The sequence below is a fragment of the Hungatella hathewayi WAL-18680 genome (assembly GCF_000235505.1).
In the GTDB taxonomy this organism is placed as follows: domain Bacteria; phylum Bacillota; class Clostridia; order Lachnospirales; family Lachnospiraceae; genus Hungatella_A; species Hungatella_A hathewayi_A.
In genome coordinates this window covers 1,916,034-1,932,626 of sequence record NZ_JH379027.1, presented here as the reverse complement: position 1 = coordinate 1,932,626, position 16,593 = coordinate 1,916,034, and the positions used below count along the sequence as shown (strand labels likewise).

The 16,593-nt window shown below is 50.6% G+C and carries 16 protein-coding genes and 1 other annotated feature; of the genes, 5 read left to right on the top strand and 11 right to left on the bottom strand.

Translation table 11 applies throughout. From position 1 onward, the window contains the following. Positions 1-112: 112 nt before the first annotated feature. The gene (locus HMPREF9473_RS27635; RefSeq protein ID WP_006779705.1) at positions 113-259 is read right to left on the bottom strand and encodes a hypothetical protein; all 147 of its coding nucleotides are present in this window, start codon (positions 257-259) and stop codon (positions 113-115) included. Positions 260-514: 255 nt separating this feature from the next. Here HMPREF9473_RS27635 and HMPREF9473_RS08650 point away from each other — a divergent pair, with 255 nt between their 5' ends. Continuing rightward, a complete protein-coding gene (locus HMPREF9473_RS08650) occupies positions 515-1,150 on the top strand; it encodes a hypothetical protein (protein ID WP_006779704.1) in 636 nt (211 codons plus the stop codon). 77 nt (positions 1,151-1,227) lie between these two features. Then, positions 1,228-1,509, top strand: a complete 282-nt coding sequence (locus HMPREF9473_RS08645; protein ID WP_006779703.1) for a hypothetical protein — start codon at positions 1,228-1,230, stop codon at positions 1,507-1,509. A 100-nt stretch (positions 1,510-1,609) separates the two neighbouring features. On the opposite strand, the gene HMPREF9473_RS08640 is transcribed toward HMPREF9473_RS08645, so the two are convergent. From HMPREF9473_RS08640 to HMPREF9473_RS08610, 8 genes are all read right to left on the bottom strand, one after another. Beyond that, complete coding sequence (locus HMPREF9473_RS08640; protein WP_006779702.1) at positions 1,610-2,425, bottom strand: winged helix-turn-helix domain-containing protein; 816 nt, start codon at positions 2,423-2,425, stop codon at positions 1,610-1,612. 23 nt (positions 2,426-2,448) lie between these two features. Beyond that, the gene (locus HMPREF9473_RS08635; protein ID WP_138670019.1) at positions 2,449-3,597 is read right to left on the bottom strand and encodes a hypothetical protein; all 1,149 of its coding nucleotides are present in this window, start codon (positions 3,595-3,597) and stop codon (positions 2,449-2,451) included. Positions 3,598-4,028: 431 nt separating this feature from the next. Beyond that, on the bottom strand, positions 4,029-6,443 hold the full coding sequence (gene leuS, locus HMPREF9473_RS08630; protein ID WP_006779700.1) for a leucine--tRNA ligase: 2,415 nt from the start codon (positions 6,441-6,443) through the stop codon (positions 4,029-4,031). Continuing rightward, complete coding sequence (locus tag HMPREF9473_RS28380; RefSeq protein WP_278245522.1) at positions 6,427-6,552, bottom strand: hypothetical protein; 126 nt, start codon at positions 6,550-6,552, stop codon at positions 6,427-6,429. Before HMPREF9473_RS28380 ends, leuS begins: the two co-directional genes overlap by 17 nt. A gap of 61 nt (positions 6,553-6,613) precedes the next feature. Next, positions 6,614-6,897 (bottom strand) — a binding site (T-box leader). Between the two features lie 87 nt (positions 6,898-6,984). Continuing rightward, a complete protein-coding gene (locus HMPREF9473_RS08625; RefSeq protein WP_006779699.1) occupies positions 6,985-7,326 on the bottom strand; it encodes a type II toxin-antitoxin system HicB family antitoxin in 342 nt (113 codons plus the stop codon). Beyond that, entirely contained in the window at positions 7,323-7,559 is a 237-nt protein-coding gene (locus HMPREF9473_RS08620) for a type II toxin-antitoxin system HicA family toxin (RefSeq protein WP_207636788.1), read from the bottom strand. The genes HMPREF9473_RS08625 and HMPREF9473_RS08620 overlap by 4 nt, the downstream gene beginning before the upstream one ends. 271 nt (positions 7,560-7,830) lie before the next feature. Next, positions 7,831-8,838 carry a CPBP family intramembrane glutamic endopeptidase gene (locus tag HMPREF9473_RS08615; protein ID WP_006779697.1) on the bottom strand — a complete coding sequence of 336 codons (1,008 nt, stop codon included), beginning with the start codon at positions 8,836-8,838 and terminating at the stop codon, positions 7,831-7,833. Positions 8,839-8,984: 146 nt separating this feature from the next. Next, positions 8,985-10,163, bottom strand: a complete 1,179-nt coding sequence (locus HMPREF9473_RS08610) for an FprA family A-type flavoprotein (protein WP_006779696.1) — start codon at positions 10,161-10,163, stop codon at positions 8,985-8,987. A 192-nt stretch (positions 10,164-10,355) separates the two neighbouring features. Here HMPREF9473_RS08610 and HMPREF9473_RS08605 point away from each other — a divergent pair, with 192 nt between their 5' ends. Next, on the top strand, positions 10,356-11,030 hold the full coding sequence (locus HMPREF9473_RS08605; RefSeq protein WP_006779695.1) for a Crp/Fnr family transcriptional regulator: 675 nt from the start codon (positions 10,356-10,358) through the stop codon (positions 11,028-11,030). 1 nt (position 11,031) lies between these two features. Here the strand turns inward: HMPREF9473_RS08605 and HMPREF9473_RS08600 are convergent, their stop codons facing one another. Together HMPREF9473_RS08600 and HMPREF9473_RS08595 are read right to left on the bottom strand one after the other, a co-directional pair. Then, the gene (locus HMPREF9473_RS08600; RefSeq protein ID WP_006779694.1) at positions 11,032-11,958 is read right to left on the bottom strand and encodes a CPBP family intramembrane glutamic endopeptidase; all 927 of its coding nucleotides are present in this window, start codon (positions 11,956-11,958) and stop codon (positions 11,032-11,034) included. A 112-nt stretch (positions 11,959-12,070) separates the two neighbouring features. Then, positions 12,071-14,173: an elongation factor G gene (locus tag HMPREF9473_RS08595; RefSeq protein WP_006779693.1), complete on the bottom strand. Its 2,103-nt coding sequence runs from the start codon at positions 14,171-14,173 to the stop codon at positions 12,071-12,073. 285 nt (positions 14,174-14,458) lie between these two features. Between HMPREF9473_RS08595 and aroF the strand changes: the two genes are divergently transcribed. Both aroF and HMPREF9473_RS08585 read left to right on the top strand, forming a co-directional pair. Continuing rightward, entirely contained in the window at positions 14,459-15,478 is a 1,020-nt protein-coding gene (gene aroF / locus HMPREF9473_RS08590; protein ID WP_006779692.1) for a 3-deoxy-7-phosphoheptulonate synthase, read from the top strand. Further along, positions 15,475-16,575, top strand: coding sequence for a prephenate dehydrogenase (locus HMPREF9473_RS08585; RefSeq protein ID WP_006779691.1), 1,101 nt, complete (start codon positions 15,475-15,477; stop codon positions 16,573-16,575). Before aroF ends, HMPREF9473_RS08585 begins: the two co-directional genes overlap by 4 nt. The last annotated feature ends 18 nt before the right edge of the window (positions 16,576-16,593 follow it).

The following is a 16,593-nucleotide window of genomic DNA, read 5'->3' as shown; positions in this document are numbered from 1 at the left end:
GAGCAGCTCTATCTTCTGGATGTGGTGAAGGCATTAAAGCTGCGGTTGAGCAAGGGCGCAAGATAAAAACCGTCCGCCCGGGTGTCGGATTCCCGGGCGGACGGTTTTTACGTTATCTCTGATAAGGCTTTTTCTCCGGCTGGAGCCGGTTCTTCTTCATGGGTTCCTCCTTCTGGGGCTCCCGTCTACCTTTTTTGCGCATACATTCCTCATCTATCTCATACACTGCATTTCCATCTATAATCAAACGACTGTACATTTTAAAAACCTCCTGTCTCTAATATAATGTAACAGTTCAGACGGCGTATCTTCTTGACCGAAAAAGCTGGTCAAGAAGCATCGGATGTCCATCCGATGAGGATAGCGATAAAAAAATCCGCTTACAAGCAAGCTTGATACGAATTTTTCTATCGCTATCCCCGCCGTCTGAACTGTTATATTATGATATGCATCAGGCATGATTCTTTTGAATGGCGCATATATTGGGAACAAGAAAAGCCAAAGGTTAACAACTATGAATGAGGAACAGGATTTAAAATTAACAGACCTAGATTATCTGACCGGCAATCATCACCTTCAGATGATGAAAGCGGCCCTGCCTTATATGGAAGTCCCGGAGCAGAGGATGCTCTCCGTGTTTGTGAAAATGAGTGAGCTGCAGAGAACCATCTCCCTTTTTCGCGATGAGGAGGTGGCCACCATGGGGATTTGCTCCCTGGAGCACCAGGATAAGAAGTCTCCTGTGGAAATGCTGAAGGCCATCAAGCCCTACGCCTCCGCCGCGGAGCAGGAAATCATCGAGCTGGTCAGCGGATTTCTCCAGGGAGGGCGGACATCCATGGCCAATATGTTCCAGAATTTTGGAGGATTTGGCGGCAGGGACGCTCTCTTCTCGGCGGCCCAGCTCTTTGGACAGCAGGGACAGGGCCAGACACCGCCGGTAATGCCGGAGGGGGAGATACCGGACTCGGAGATTCCCTCGTCGGAAATTCCGGACCCACCGCCCCAGCATAACAGCAGTTTTACCGCGTCCGGCGCTGCCGGCTCCCGCCCTATGTTAGACCAGATAAAAGGCTTTCTCTCCCCGGAACAGCAGTCCCGGATTGAGATGGTACAGATGATGATGCAGGCCATGCAGCAATTTACATAAGGGCCTGCCCCACCTGACACACACCAATTATCACCGCGCCCGGGACACTCCGGCGCAGAATATGGAGGAAATCACGTATGAATGATACCTGGAAAAATGATCCGCGGGTGAAAGCCATGCATCCCGACAAGATTCAGTTTCTGTCGGATTTGACGGAGCAGATTGAGAAGACGCCGAAGAACCAGCTGCTGCCCAAGTTTCTATCCATCACCATGCTGGCCAACCAGAGCGGTATCTCCTTCAACGACCAGGAGACGGACCTGCTGGTGTCCATATTGAGCGGCTACATGAATCCGGCCGACAGAGGAAAACTGGATACCCTGAAAATGCTGTCTAAAAGAATCGCTTCAAAAAAATAAATCTTTAACAGCACCCGCCATATCTTAAAAAAGCGCAGCCCGTGGTTTTTAAAAGCCACAGACTGCGTCTTAATCTGACATTCTGATGATTCATCATTGTTTATTTTTCCTCTTCCTTCAGAACGAGATATTTTAGAAGTTCTCTGTTTCTCCTGCCGTTTTCGGATTCCTCCATAGCCGTCAGATAATCCTGGCATTGAATTTCTTCTTTTAAAAAATCCTCCAGAAGATAGTTCAACACATCATTGCCCAAAAATTTCTGTATCCGTTCCACGTCCATGGACTTATGCCTTGAAAGTTCCGCCATCTGTCCTGTAAATTCATAGAAATGATTCAGTGTCTGCTCCGTGCACTCAGCATGGTCTCCCTGAAGCAGCTCCCCAAGCATATCTTTCCATCCTGTTCCCGCGGATTCTACAAACCGCTGCAGCGGCAAAAACAATGATGTTCTTTTTTCTTCATTGAGAGACTTCCTGTCCAGTCTCTGATCCCCCTTCATCCGTTTTTGACGCAAGTACTCCTTTGTCTCCTCCGATAAAGAATATATCTTATACTTGCCAATCTGGCTGGTCTGTATCAGCGGAAGCTCTGCCTCCTGCATTTTCTTGATAATAGCATTGAGGCCGCTGGGTGACAATTCCAGTTTGTCAGCCAGGTCTCCATGATATAAATCCCCCTCCGTCTCCAGAATATCCAGAATAGGCTCACAGTACTTAGAGCGTACCTGATTAATCTGTTCCCTCACCGTTTCTTCTAAAGAGCCGGTGTCCTCTCTCTCCTCCATGCAGGCCAGATATCCGGTTACATAAGACTTCTGTCCCTCATCCAATTCCAGTTCATCGAACGTCACCTTCGGCTCGGATTCATATTTTTTGAGTATTCTGCTGAGTAAATCCACATCCACGTCCTTCTTCATCTCTCCGTTTCCCCCTTTCCCCGTCAATAATTGTTTGAAACCCTTAAAAACGCGGCCTCCAGTTTAAGCGCGTAAAATTTTTCAACCGTTTCACCGGATGTTGTGTAAGCAATATCCGCATAACGCTGACTGACAGAGAGCAGCACATTTTTCTTTGAGTTGTTGGAAACCATCTCAAATTTCAAGGATTCCAGCAGCCATATGACAGCCTGCCCATAATAATAACGTACTGTCTCCTCCCTGCCATCCTGGCACCAATAAGCAAGCGCACAGCCATTGTTATCTTCAGCCAGCAATTTAGCCAGACTGTATTTGGGGTAATTCTGATAACAGTAATCCCGCACTTCCATCACGTGCTTTTTATCCTTCAGTTCTGTGAGTTTTGCATCCAGTCTGCTCATATCATCTACTTCGGTCCTCATCTGAGGCGGAGCGCCATGTTCCTCATCGTCAAACTTATTTTCCAGGCAGCATTCGATTTTATCCTCTACCAGATGATTCACAGCCTGATAAATCTCCTCCTCATCATTCCAGTTTTTAATCGCATACTCGCCGGTCTGAAAAAAGATCACATCGTAATCCATTTTCGATAAAACCAGCTCCACGTTCTGCTCCGCCTTGGAAACTATGATTTTCCTGGCTTCCTTCTGTTCACTCTCTGGGTGACCGGCAAACCACTCAATATTTTCCGGCGCATCATTCTGCTTGAACGGATCACGATTCTCTTCACTCCCCAAAGCATCGTTGGCAGACACCGTCCCGGTCTCATGCTCATCCTCCTGTTTTCCATGCGCTTCCGGCTTCGTGTCCTGTGGCTGACTTCGCAGTCCCTCCTGCTGTTTTTTGGAATCCCGATAGATTTTACAAGCCTCTATGCCCTCATGGAAGTCTACTCCCTCCTCAAAAAACACGCAGATACTGCCCGCCACATAATTCTGAGCCAAAACGGCAGGAGCATATATCAAAGTAAGGATGGCCGCCAGCAGCTTAACCGCTGTTTTATGCTTGACTGATAACATGACAGCGTTAAGAAAGCACTTCACATCTGTAATAAAATCTCTGTCCGCCGGCCTGTCCTTTTTCATCTCTTCATTGACCAACAGCCCAATCAGACCCGGAATGATAATTCCCGCCACAAGAATCCCCCATTCTCCCAGCCATATCTTTATCATAAACCGGAAAAATGTAAATTCCCCCAAAAACCAGAATACAATGAAACATAACAATAACGCAAAAAAAAGTTCCAGCCGCTTTTTATTGCGGCGTTTTATTTTGTGCCGCTTAACAGCAGCCTGTTTTTCAGAACATATGTTCTTCTTGATTGCGGGAGGTTGTTCATCTTTTTCTCTCATGAACAATCCCCACTTCTCATATGTAGAATTACGACGATTTAACTCATATTATACCATTTTGAGTGACGATTTTCAATGCCACTTTACTTTTTCTTTACTTTTTCTTCACTTCTTCTTCACTTTTGTATGTATTAAAATTGATATAATCTTTATTTTTATGAAGTCAATTCATTTATTGTTCTTTTTTCAAATATTTCATTTAAAAGAAGAGCCATTCACTCTCTGCTCGAATGAATGGCTCCTCTTCTCATTTATTTACATACGATATTCACAATTCTGCCCGGCACGTAGATTTCTTTCACCACGGTTCCGCTCATCTTGTCCGCCACGGCTTCTCTGCCTGCCGCGATGGCGTCCTCCTTGGAGATGTCAGCCGGCACGTTGATCACGGCTCTCGTCTTGCCGTTTACCTGCACGGCCACCTCAATCTCGTCATCCTTCATGGCTTCCTCGTCGCACTCCGGCCAGGTAGCATGGAAGACGGTGTCGGTGCCGCCCAGCTGCTGCCATAACTCTTCTCCGATATGTGGGGCAAACGGAGCCAGCAGAATCACGAAGGTCTTCAAGGTCTCCTTGTCAATGCCGCCGGTCTTCTTGGCTAAATCAATCAGCTTGTTGTTGTACTCCATGAAACCGGAAATCACGGTGTTTAAGTTAAACTGGGTGAAACGCTGTTCGATATCAAACACCAGTTTGTGGCGGAGTTTCACCATCTCTTTTGTCTCTTTGACGTCCTTATCTTTGCTGTCCATCACCAGGTTCCAGAAACGGTTCAGGAAACGGCTGACGCCCTCGATTCCTCTGTCATCCCACTCCGCATCCAGCTCCGGCGGTCCCACAAACAGCTCATACATTCTCAGGGAATCACAGCCGTAATCGCGGACCAAATCATCCGGGGAGACCACATTTCCCTTGGACTTGCTCATCTTGATACCGTTCTTGCCGTTAATCATGCCCTGGTTAAACAGCTTCTTGAACGGCTCGTCGAAGTCAATCACGCCGATATCGTGGAGGAACTTGGTGTAGAACCTGGAATATAACAGGTGAAGCACCGCATGCTCCACGCCGCCGATATACATGTCAACCGGCAGGTATTTGTCCGCTTTCTCCCTGGAAACCAGTTCCTCGCTGTTGTGGCTGTCCACGTAGCGCAGGAAATACCAGGAGGAACCGGCCCACTGTGGCATGGTGTTGGTCTCACGCTTCGCCGGTGCGCCGCATACCGGGCAGGTGGTGTTGACCCACCAGTCGATTCCCGCCAGCGGTGACTCTCCCGTTCCGGTTGGCTGGTAGCTCTCCACCTCCGGCAGCGTTAACGGCAGCTGGTCCTCCGGCACCGGCACGTTGCCGCAGTGCGGGCAGTGGATAATCGGAATCGGCTCGCCCCAGTAGCGCTGTCTGGAAAATACCCAGTCACGCAACTTGTAGTTGACTGTCTTTTTGCCCAGGCCCCGCTCCTCAATCATCATGGGAGCTTCTTTCTTCAGCACGGCGGATTCCATGCCGTTCCACTCGCCGGAGTTAATCATGGTTCCGGACGCCTCGGTGTAGGCTTCGGTCATATTTTCGATTTCCACGCCGTCCTTGGCAATAACCTGGATAATCGGGATATTAAATTTCTTTGCAAATTCAAAGTCGCGGTCGTCATGGGCCGGAACGCACATGATGGCGCCGGTTCCGTAGTCCGCCAGTACATAGTCGGAAAGCCAGATCGGCACCTTCGCCCCGTTTAACGGGTTGATGGCGTAGCTTCCGGTGAAGACACCGGTCTTCTCCTTGTCCTGAAGACGGTCTACGTTGGAGCGCATGGAAGCGTCGAAAATGTATTTCTCCACTGCTTCTTTTGTCTCCTCTGTCGCCAGGCTCTTCGCCAGTTCATGCTCCGGAGCCAGCACCATGAAGGTGGCCCCGTAGAGGGTGTCCGGTCTTGTGGTGTAGACAGTGATTTTCTCGTCTCTTCCGTCCACTTTAAAATCAACCTCAGCGCCGTAGGATTTGCCAATCCAGTCGGACTGCATCTTCTTAACCTTCTCCGGCCAGTCCAGCTTGTCCAAATCATTTAACAGACGCTCGGCGTAGGCGGTGATTTTTAACATCCACTGTCTCAAGTTCTTCTTGGTCACGGTGGTTCCGCAGCGCTCGCAGCAGCCGTTTACCACTTCCTCGTTGGCAAGACCGGTCTTACAGGACGGGCACCAGTTGATGGGGAACTCCTTCTCGTATGCTAAGCCCTCCTTGAACATTTTTACAAAGATCCACTGGGTCCATTTGTAGAATTCCGGGTCGGTGGTGTTGACTTCCATATCCCAGTCGTAGATGGAGGCAATCTCGCCAATCTGACGCTTGATGTTGGCTACGTTCTCAGCCGTGGATTTGGCCGGATGGACGCCCATCTTGATGGCGTAGTTCTCAGCCGGCAGGCCGAAGGCGTCCCATCCCATAGGGTGAATCACATAATGACCCTTTAAAATCTGGTAACGGCTCCACACGTCGGAGATGACGTAGCCTCTCCAGTGGCCCACGTGAAGGCCGCTGCCGGACGGATATGGGAACATATCCAGACAGTAGTATTTCGGTTTCTTCCCGTCGTTGACATTAATCGGGTTCTTCTCCCAGTTCTCCCGCCATTTTTTCTCAATGGCGCTGTGATTATAAGGTACTGACATTGTTTCTTCCTCCTGTGATTGCGGACATCTGTCGTCCGTCTGGTTTCTCTGACAGTATCGGAAATTCCTGGTAAGCGCCGGCATTTCCCGGGCTTTCGAGAATCTCCATGTTCCTGTCTCCCCGCGGAATTCAAAAGAGCCCTCGCATCTCTATCCTCCCTTGGGATTCCGATAGAGACGCAAGGGCTTATCATCCTTACGTGGTACCACTCTACTTCATGCTCTCGCATGCACTCATTGCGGACGGCGCATCCCATCTTCTGGTCTGTCATCCTTCCTTCTCAAGTAACGGTCAAGTCCCGGCTCCACCTACGCAGGAACCTCCGGCCATCGGCCCGTTCCCTTCAGCTGGCTACTCCAAGGCGAGTTCCATCCCCTTCCACAACTGCCTCGCATCCCCCGGCAGCTTTCTGCATGTGTCCAGACATGTACTATTCCTCTTCACAGTATTTACACTATCTGTAAATGTAACATACTTAAAATGGAGTGTCAACCACCTGAATCAAATTTTTATCTGGTTTTCCCGGCACTTCCGGCATTTTTATAAAATGGTGGACACCATCGTGCAGATGGCGCTCTCCACAAAAGAGTTCAACGTCTGATGCCTCTGCTCCGCCGCCAGCGCCGCTTTTTTGTGAAGTTCGGGGGCGATGCGGATATTGAAACTGCCTTTGTAAAACTTATCCGGCTCCTTCCCTCTCTCCTCGCAGGACTCCAGATAGCTGTCCACCGCCTCATGGAAATCCGCCTTCAGCGCCTTCACGCTGTCGCCCTCAAACAAAATCAAATCATTGATTCCAAACACTTTCCCAAAAAAGCATTCATCCTCGTCCGAATACTCCACAGTGCCATAATACCCGCGGTACTTCAACATATTTTTCATAGATATCCCTCCGTTTCCAAATGTTCCCTCACTGCTTTCTTCACGTACCGTTTTATCTCATTCCACGGATGAGGCCGGTGCATTCCAATCTCTCTGCCGGTTCTCCTGTTGATAAACCGGACTGCCGAGCCACTGCTGTGCCCTCCGTTATCCTCCTCGTACCCAAACAGTTCCAGGACCTTCCTCAGCTCGTCGTAGGTAATCAGGGTGGAAAAATCCATAAAACGTTCCATTAATTTTTCTTTTTTGCTCATTTCCTTCTTCCTTTCTTTAGTATACAATAGTTTCGATTACTTTGCAACTATTTTTCAGTTGCAATTATGTCTAAAAAATTACCACCCCCTTGACTCTCCATGTTCCTTCAGGAAATTACCGACGATCCCGTCTTTTGAAAAACAGATAACTCTAAGAATAAAAAATAAAACAAGATAAGATTGTTCACTTACAACCTTACCTTGTTTTTTAAGAAATGTCAATATTATCCTATCAAATCCGCTTGCCATTTTACCCCATCGCAAACATCACCAGGCAGATGATTCCATACAGTATCATGCCCACATTCACCACGGAGGAGCGGAAGCGTTTCCCTTTTGGAATGTTTCTGCTGCCTGGGTACAGGACGATGTTTTTGCGGTTCATGATGAACAGTGTGGTGCCCACGACCAGGAATCCGATGACGAACAGGCCGAAGGTGACCGTCAGCATGGAGCCGATGATGAGCTGGGTCTTCATCAGGCGGAGTAACAGCGTGGGGAAAATGCCTCCCAGGAAATTGATAATCATGTGGAATATCATGGTGTACCGGATGTTTCCGGAGCGGATGTAAATATAGGCGAATATCGCTCCCAGCGCAAAGGCGTAGAAAAACTGATAAAAGTTTCCGTGGGCCAGGCCGAACAGGATGCCGGAAATCACCACGGCCAGTCCCTCGCCGTACTGGCGGATTCGGTCAATCAGCAGCTTGCGGTACATCATCTCTTCCATCACCGGCGCCACAATCACCGTGAAGAGAAAGAGGACCGGAATATCCATATTCAGAATCAGGTCCTGCAGGTTGTTGACCATCGGCTCCCCGGTGATGAGGCTTACCAGGAACATCAACAGCTGGCCGATGATATTTCCGATATAGATAGCGGCCATGCAGATGAGAAATGTCACCGCCAGGGACCCAAAACTCCATTTTTGGCGCTCTGCGTGCTCCACCACGGGAATCTGCTTCATCAGCCACCAGAACACGGGAAAGGCGACAAGATACATGGCGGCCATGGATATCAGCACGGAGGTATTGGCCGTGGCAAACTGGGGCGGTATCGCTCCCAGATAAAACAAGGCCGAAAAACCGGCCTGGGCCGCGATTGTCACACCCATAAAGATGGCAAAGGCAAAGCCAATTCTGCCAAACGTCTTCCGCCCTTCCCGGCCGCTGTCAATCTCCGGCACAACATCCGCCTTCTGCTCTTCCACGCTGCCGCCCTGTCCATATTCCATTCTGTTGTCCTGCTCATATTCCATATTCCCGCCATCTCCTGTCTTTCGTACTTATATCCTATCGCTGTTTCTATCATTTTCAAACCATAGTATCTATAAGATAACATATATTTCCGTCTAAAACAACAGCCGGCAGAAATTACCGCCGGCCGTACCTGTCAATGTTCCTGTTATGCTTCATTTTCTCTTATCATCTGCTCCACCCGCTCTTCCAGCGCCCGCAGCTGCTCATTGGTTGGCACATAGGCCTGCCGCTCCATATCCATGCAAATCTCAAATCCACAGGCTTTTAACTCTTCCTCCACCAGCTTGATGCTCTGTCCGCCCCAGCCGTAGGAGCCAAAGGCGAAGGCCTTCCGGTTCTTCGGGGACAGACCTTTTAAGTAGCACAGAAACGAAGCCACGGTGGGAAGCATCTGGTTATTGAGGGTAGGCGAACCCACCACCACATATTTGGAAGTCAGCACCTCTGGCACGATATCGGAATTGTGGTTGGCCTTCAAATCAAACAGCTTCACCGGAATCCCCTGGCTGGTAAATGCCTCCGTGATGGCCACCGCCATCAGTTCCGTGGAGTGCCACATGCTGTCAAACACCACGATGGCCCCGCTCTCCGGGCTGTTGTCGCTCCACTTCTTGTAGGCGTCCAGAATCTCCTTCACATGGCTGCGCCAGATCACGCCGTGGGCCGGGGCAATGATCTCCGGCTCCAAATCGCTGACAATCTTCCAGGCCGTCTGCGCCTGCTTTCCGTAGCACATGACGATATTGGCAAAATATTTCTTCGCCTCATACATCACCACGCCCAAGTCCACCTCGTCGTCAAACCGCTCACTGCTTGCAAAATGCTGGCCGAAGGCGTCGTTGGAAAACAGAATCTTCTCCTCCGGGCAGTAGGTCACCATATTGTCCGGCCAGTGCAGCATGGGCGTCTGGATGAAGGTCAGAGTCCGTTTCCCGATGGAGAGGGTGTCGCCGCCCTTCACCGCCTGGTAAGGATATTCCCCGTAATGGGCCGTCAGCCCCTTCACACCGCTGGGTCCGCTGGTGATAATCACCGCATCAGGACATGCCTCTTTCATCGCCGGAATTCCGCCGGAGTGGTCCATCTCCACATGGTTGGCGATGATGTAGTCAATCTTTGAAGGGTCCACCACGCTGGAAATCCGCTCCAGCAGTTCCCTGGAAAATGTGGACTTCGCCGTGTCAATCAGTGTAATCTTCTCATCTATAATCAGATATGCCCCGTAAGTCGCCCCCCGGTTGGTGGTGTAGCCGTGAAAATTCCGCACCGACCAGTCGATGGCTCCCACCCAGTATATCCCTTCCTTTACTTTTACCGCTTTCATCTGAACTGCCTCCTCTTTGAGATTCTTATTTTTTCTGTCACGCTCAGTACTGTTACTATTTTTTTCATATTCGCTTATAATATACCCTTCGGACCATCTTTTGTATGTTGCATTTGCAACAGCTTTGTGGTATTTTTATAAGTACAAAGAACTGTCAAATCATTGATATTCACATGAGAAAAGGAGTCTTCTATGGAATACTATCAGGAAAAACTGTTTTTTAAAATATCGAAGGAAGAATTTGAATCCATGCGCGTCTGCCTGTCCGCCAGGGAAATGACCTTTCATTCCGGCGACACGATTGTCTCCTTTGGCAGCGGAAAGAAACATGTGGGAATTCTGGCTTCCGGCCTGGCTTCCACCGTGCGTTACGAGTTAAACGGCTCCCGGACCATTCTGGAACGTCTGGGGCCCCAGGACATTTTCGGGGAAGTATTTTCCTTTCAAAATACCCAGTATGAGAGCATGTCCGTCATCTGCGACAAGGACTGCAGCGTGCTGTTCTTCGACTACGACCACATTTTGAGCCCCTGTTCCAAAGTCTGCCCCTGCCACCAGCAGCTGATTCAGAATATGCTCCAGATTCTCTCGGAGAAGGCCATCCTTTTAGGGGAGCGGGTGGAGGTGCTGTCCAAGCGCTCCATCCGGGAGAAGCTGGTCTGCTACTTCTTTCACTTGGCGGAGAAAGCCGGCTCCAACCAGCTGACCATCCCCTTCACCATGGTGGATTTGGCCGACTACCTGTCCGTGGACCGCAGCGCCATGACCAGGGAGCTGAAGAAAATGAAGGACAGCGGACTCATCGCTATGGAGCACCGCCACGTGACACTGCTGTCCCCCGATGCCATCATCAATTCCCTTTCGTGATTTAGGAAGCAGGCGGCAGGGTGACCTCGCCCTGTCGACCTATTCTTCCAAGACGGGCAGACAAAACGACTGCCAGTACAAGCAATCCCGCCATCCCAAGCAGACCGGTGGGGTTGGGCCCCAGCAATCCGCTTTTTTGTGAGACGGACAGGTATACCGGCACCTCTCCGATAATATTCACCACACCGTGAATGATAGCCGGATACATGACATTTCCACTTATCACCATCACATAGGAGAGAATAACGCCCAAAACCACACAGACCACCATCATCATGACCATATTACTGAAGGGCGCGCCTGGATTCTCCGGGCTGTAATTAAAACCGTAGTAGATTAACGGCAGATGTGCAATGCCCCAGAGCGTGCCGTTGAGCAGCACGGCCCTGTGAACGCCATATCTGTGTATCTGTTTTGGCAGAAGATATTCCCGCCACCCAATCTCCTCCCCCAGCTCCAGCAGCTGAATTGGGATAAATGCGGCTGCAATCAACACTGTTACCACCGAAAACAGAAGCGGATTGCCGATTGGCTGACCGGCCGTTGATTCCACCCCTGCCAGTTCAATCAGGCCGCCATAATAAAAACTGCCGCTATATTCCCCTGGAAACACAAGAAAATATAACACTGCTCCAAGTACAATCAAAATCCCCGGCGCAAATGCGCAAAACGCCCACAATTTGGGCCGTCTCCAAACCTTCAGTGAGATTCTCCATGGAGTCTTATCCCTGGTCAGCCGCCGCGTGATCACTGCCGCCAGAACCGGTAACGCCGTAAATCCTTTTTGCAGTAACCGAAAGACAGGATTATCACTCCCCCTGTCTCCAAACAGCGAAATAACAAACAATCCAAAACAACAGCCCAAAACAAGCGCCAGATAAATCTTTATTTGTTTTGTCTCTCTGCTATCCTCTTTCTTCTCTACCATGATACCCCCTCCTGGCTGCAATCACTTTTTGCAAGACAGCCGAAAGAAATCGCGAAGCAGTGAAACACTGCTTCGCGATACACTCTAAACTTATGGCATTCACAGGGAAATCCTATACTTCCAGCTGGTCAACCTTGGACGCTCTCGCCTCCACCTCTTTCTTCTGAACATCTCCAGGAGCCTGCTCATAGCGGTTGAACTCGTACTCATAGACACCGATTCCGCCGGTCATGGAGCGCAAATCCGTGTTGTATCCGAACAGCTCGGACATTGGGATATCGGCCTCAATCACCTGTTTGCCGTTGTGGTTGGAATTCATGCCCAGCACACGGCCTCTTCTCCGGTTCAAATCGCCCATGACATCGCCGGTAAACTTATCCGGCACCGTCACCTTCAGGGAGGCAATCGGCTCTAACAGAACCGGGTTGGCATCCATAAAGCCCTTCTTGAAGGCCATGGTTGCCGCCATCTTAAACGCCATCTCGGAGGAATCCACCGGATGATAGGAGCCATCCACTAAAGTTGCCTTCACACCCACAACCGGGTAGGCAGCCAGCGGGCCTTTCAGCACGCACTCCTGTACACCTTTTTCCACAGCCGGGAAGTAGTTTCTCGGAACCGCGCCGCCGAAGACTCTCTCCTCAAATACATAAGGTTTCTCCAAATCGCCGGATGGCTCAAACTCCATCTTCACATCGCCGTACTGGCCATGTCCACCGGACTGCTTCTTATATTTGCCCTGAACCTCCACTTTCTTGCGGATGGTCTCACGGAACGCAAACTTCGGCTTGCTGAGTTCAATCTCCACTTTGTAGCGGTTAAGCAGCTTGCTCACCACCACATCCAGCTGCTGGTCGCCGATGCCGTAAAGCAGGGTCTGGCGGTTCTCGGAATCGCCTACAGCCTTCAGGGTCAAATCCTCTTCCATCAGCTTCGACAATGCACTTGCCACCTTGTCGTCGTCGCCTTTTGTCTTGGTCTTATAGCGCATGTATGTATACGGAATGGATATCTCCGGTTTGTGGTACACAATGGGAGCCGTCCGCACCGCCAGGGTATCGCCGGTCTGGGTCACGGTCAGCTTGGCAACCGCGCCGATATCTCCTGCCGCCAGTTCTTTTAACTCTATCTGGTCTTTGCCGCGGAGGGTATAAATCTTGCCAATCTTCTCCTCGGTGTCCTTATTGACATTGTAGCTCAGTGTATCCGGTTTTAAGGTTCCGGTACAAACCTTGACCAGGGAGTATTTTCCAATAAATGGGTCCACCATGGTCTTGAACACTCTCATGGACAGGGACACGTCATCGTTGTACTTGGCCACGAAACGCTCTCCCGTGGAAACGTCAACGCCGATACACTCGTAGCGGTCTGGCGACGGGAAATATTTATCCACGGCCTGAAGCACCATTCTGGCGCCCTGTGCATGGATACCGGAGCCTAACATAACCGGAACGATACTTCCATCTATCACATGTTCCCTGAGTGCGGAGGAAACCTCCTCGTAGGTAAACTCTTCGCCGGAGAAGTAGCGCTCCATAAACTCTTCGTTGGTCTCCGCCACTGCCTCCATCAGAGCCTCCCTGCAAATCCCTAAGTTCTTCTGGGAATACTCCGGAATCTCACATTCTTCATAATCGCTGAGGTTTGTAAATCTTCTGCCGGCCATCTTGACCACATTTACAAAGCCCACAAATTTCTCATTCTCACGGATTGGCAGATGGAACGGCGCTATCTTTCTGCCAAATCTGGTCTCCAGCTTCAATACCAGTTCCCGGTAGCTGGCATGGTCGTCATCCATGTTGGTCACGAAAATCAGTCTCGGCAGTTTGAACTTCTCACAAAGCTCCCACGCCTTCTCGGTACCCACCTCGATACCGGCCTTGCAGTTCACCACGATAATGGCGGCGTCCGCCACGCTCACTGCCTCTTCTACTTCACCTACAAAATCGAAATATCCCGGAGTGTCCAGGAAGTTAATCTTAATCGGTCCGTTCTCTCCCTCATATTCCAGTGGAACGAGAGAAGTGGAAATGGAAAACTGTCTCTTGATTTCCTCTTTGTCAAAGTCACTGATGGAAGTTCCGTCCACGACACTTCCCATTCTCTTGGTAACCCCTGTGATGAGTGCCATCGCTTCTACCAGTGTAGTCTTACCGGCGCCTCCATGGCCTAGTAATACCACGTTACGGATTTGTTTGGTTCCATACACGTTCATATACATTCCTCCTGTACAATATTTTAGCCTATGATGATATTTTACTAAAAAATTCAGAAATTTACAAGCAATTTGCTCACTTTTGCACAATTATTTTTCAACTTTTTTCGCTCTTCTCCGTTTTTGCCAGATAACGGCGGTTTATCGCACGTTAAAGTGTCAAAGTTTAACGCAACAAAGTGTTGACAATCCGCCTCCTCTCGCTTACAATGTTTGATTAGAAGCCCCGGGAAATGATGACCCGGAGTGCAGGAAACTGAATCTAAGATAAAGAGGGACAACACAATGATTATTATTATGAAACCAAACGCTTCCGAAGAGGCGGTCAAGAAAGTAACCAATCTCATTGAATCGAAAGGGCTTCAGGTCCATCTGTCGAAGGGCGATGAAGTGACCATTGTAGGCGTTGTGGGCGACAAGACGAAGCTGGCCGGCTCCAACATTGAGATATCCGAGGGCGTGGACAAGGTGGTGGCTGTCACCGAATCCTACAAGCTGGTCAACAAGAAATTCCATCCGGAGGATTCCGTGATTCCGGTGGGCAACACCCATATCGGGCCGGGGAACTTAACCATCATGGCAGGCCCCTGCGCCATTGAGAGCAAGGAACAGCTGATGGAGACGGCATTTGCGGTGAAGAGGGCGGGAGCCACCTTCCTGCGGGGCGGCGCTTACAAGCCGAGGACATCTCCCTACTCCTTCCAGGGTCTGGAGGAGGAAGGACTTAAATATATGAAGGAAGCCCGCGAGGCCACCGGACTGAATGTCATCTGTGAGGTGACCAGCCAGCGGGCCATCGAGGCCGCCGCCAAGTACGTGGATATGCTTCAGATTGGGGCGCGGAATATGCAGAACTTTGAGCTGCTAAAGGAGGCCGGCAAGTCCGGGGTTCCGGTGCTGTTAAAACGCGGGCTGGCCGCTACCATTGATGAGTGGTTAAATGCCGCGGAGTACATCATTTCCGAGGGAAATCCCAACATTGTGCTGTGCGAGAGAGGCATCCGCACCTTTGAGACGGCCACCAGAAACACGCTGGATATCAGCGCCGTGCCAGTACTGAAGACCAAGAGCCATCTTCCGGTGATTGTGGACCCAAGCCATGCCACCGGCGTGCGGGCCTACGTGGAGCCGCTGGCCAAATGCGCCGTGGCGGTTGGGGCGGACGGCCTGATGATTGAGGTGCATCCGTGTCCGGAGCACGCGCTGTCCGACGGGCCGCAGTCGCTGACCTTTGAGCAGTTTGATGCGTTGACGAAGGAACTGGTGCCGTTTGCCAAGCTGGCGGGAAGGAGTTTTAAGGAATGACGGATTCCACCATTGGTTTTATCGGGTTTGGACTGATTGGAGGTTCCATTGCAAGGGGACTGAAGCGGGCTTACCCGGATACCAGAATCATGGCTTACATGAGAACCCGCTCGAAGCTGGAGCAGGCGAAGGCGGACGGGGTTGTGGATGTGATTCTGGATGGAATTGGGGAGGAACTTAGGGAATGCAGCCTCATTTTCCTGTGTACGCCTGTGGAGTACAATGCCCAGTATTTAAGCGCGGTCCGGCCATTTTTGAAGCCGGGGGCGCTGGTGACGGATGTGGGCAGCACGAAGACGGACATCCATGAGCAGGTGGTCCGGCTGGGAATGGAGGACTGCTTTGTGGGCGGCCATCCCATGGCCGGCTCGGAAAAGACGGGATACGAGAATTCCACGGACCATCTTCTGGAAAATGCTTACTATATTATCACACCAACCGCCGCTTCCACGGATTCTCAAGTGGAGCGGCTGGTGGCCGTTGCAAAGGCCATCGGCTCCATTCCGATGGTGCTGGATTATAAGGAGCATGATTTTATCACGGCGGCTGTCAGCCACCTGCCCCATGTGATTGCCTCCAGTCTGGTGAATCTGGTGAAGGACTCAGACAATGAGGAAGAGATGATGAAGCGGCTGGCGGCCGGCGGATTCAAAGATATCACCAGAATTGCCTCCTCCTCCCCGGAGATGTGGGAGCAGATCTGCATGACTAACCGGGAGAATCTGGCAGTGATACTGGAGCGGTATATCGCTTCGCTGAACCAGATTCTTGGGGAAGTGAAGGGCGGAGACAAGACGGCGTTTCATGAGCTGTTTGAGACCTCCAGGGACTACCGGAATTCCATCTCGGAGCGGGCCAAGGGCTCCGTCTCACCGGATTATTTCTTTACGGTGGATGTGGTGGACGAACCTGGGTCTATCTCCACGCTGTCCGTGATTCTGGCTTCCAAGGGAATCAGTATCAAGAATATCGGCATCAACCACAACCGTGAACACGGCGAAGGGGTGCTGGGCATCAGCTTCTACGACGAGGAGTCCATGAACCGGGCCTGGGAGCAGTTGGAGAAATATCATTATGATATGGTGAGGAGTTCCTGATTTTAGTACATATGCCGG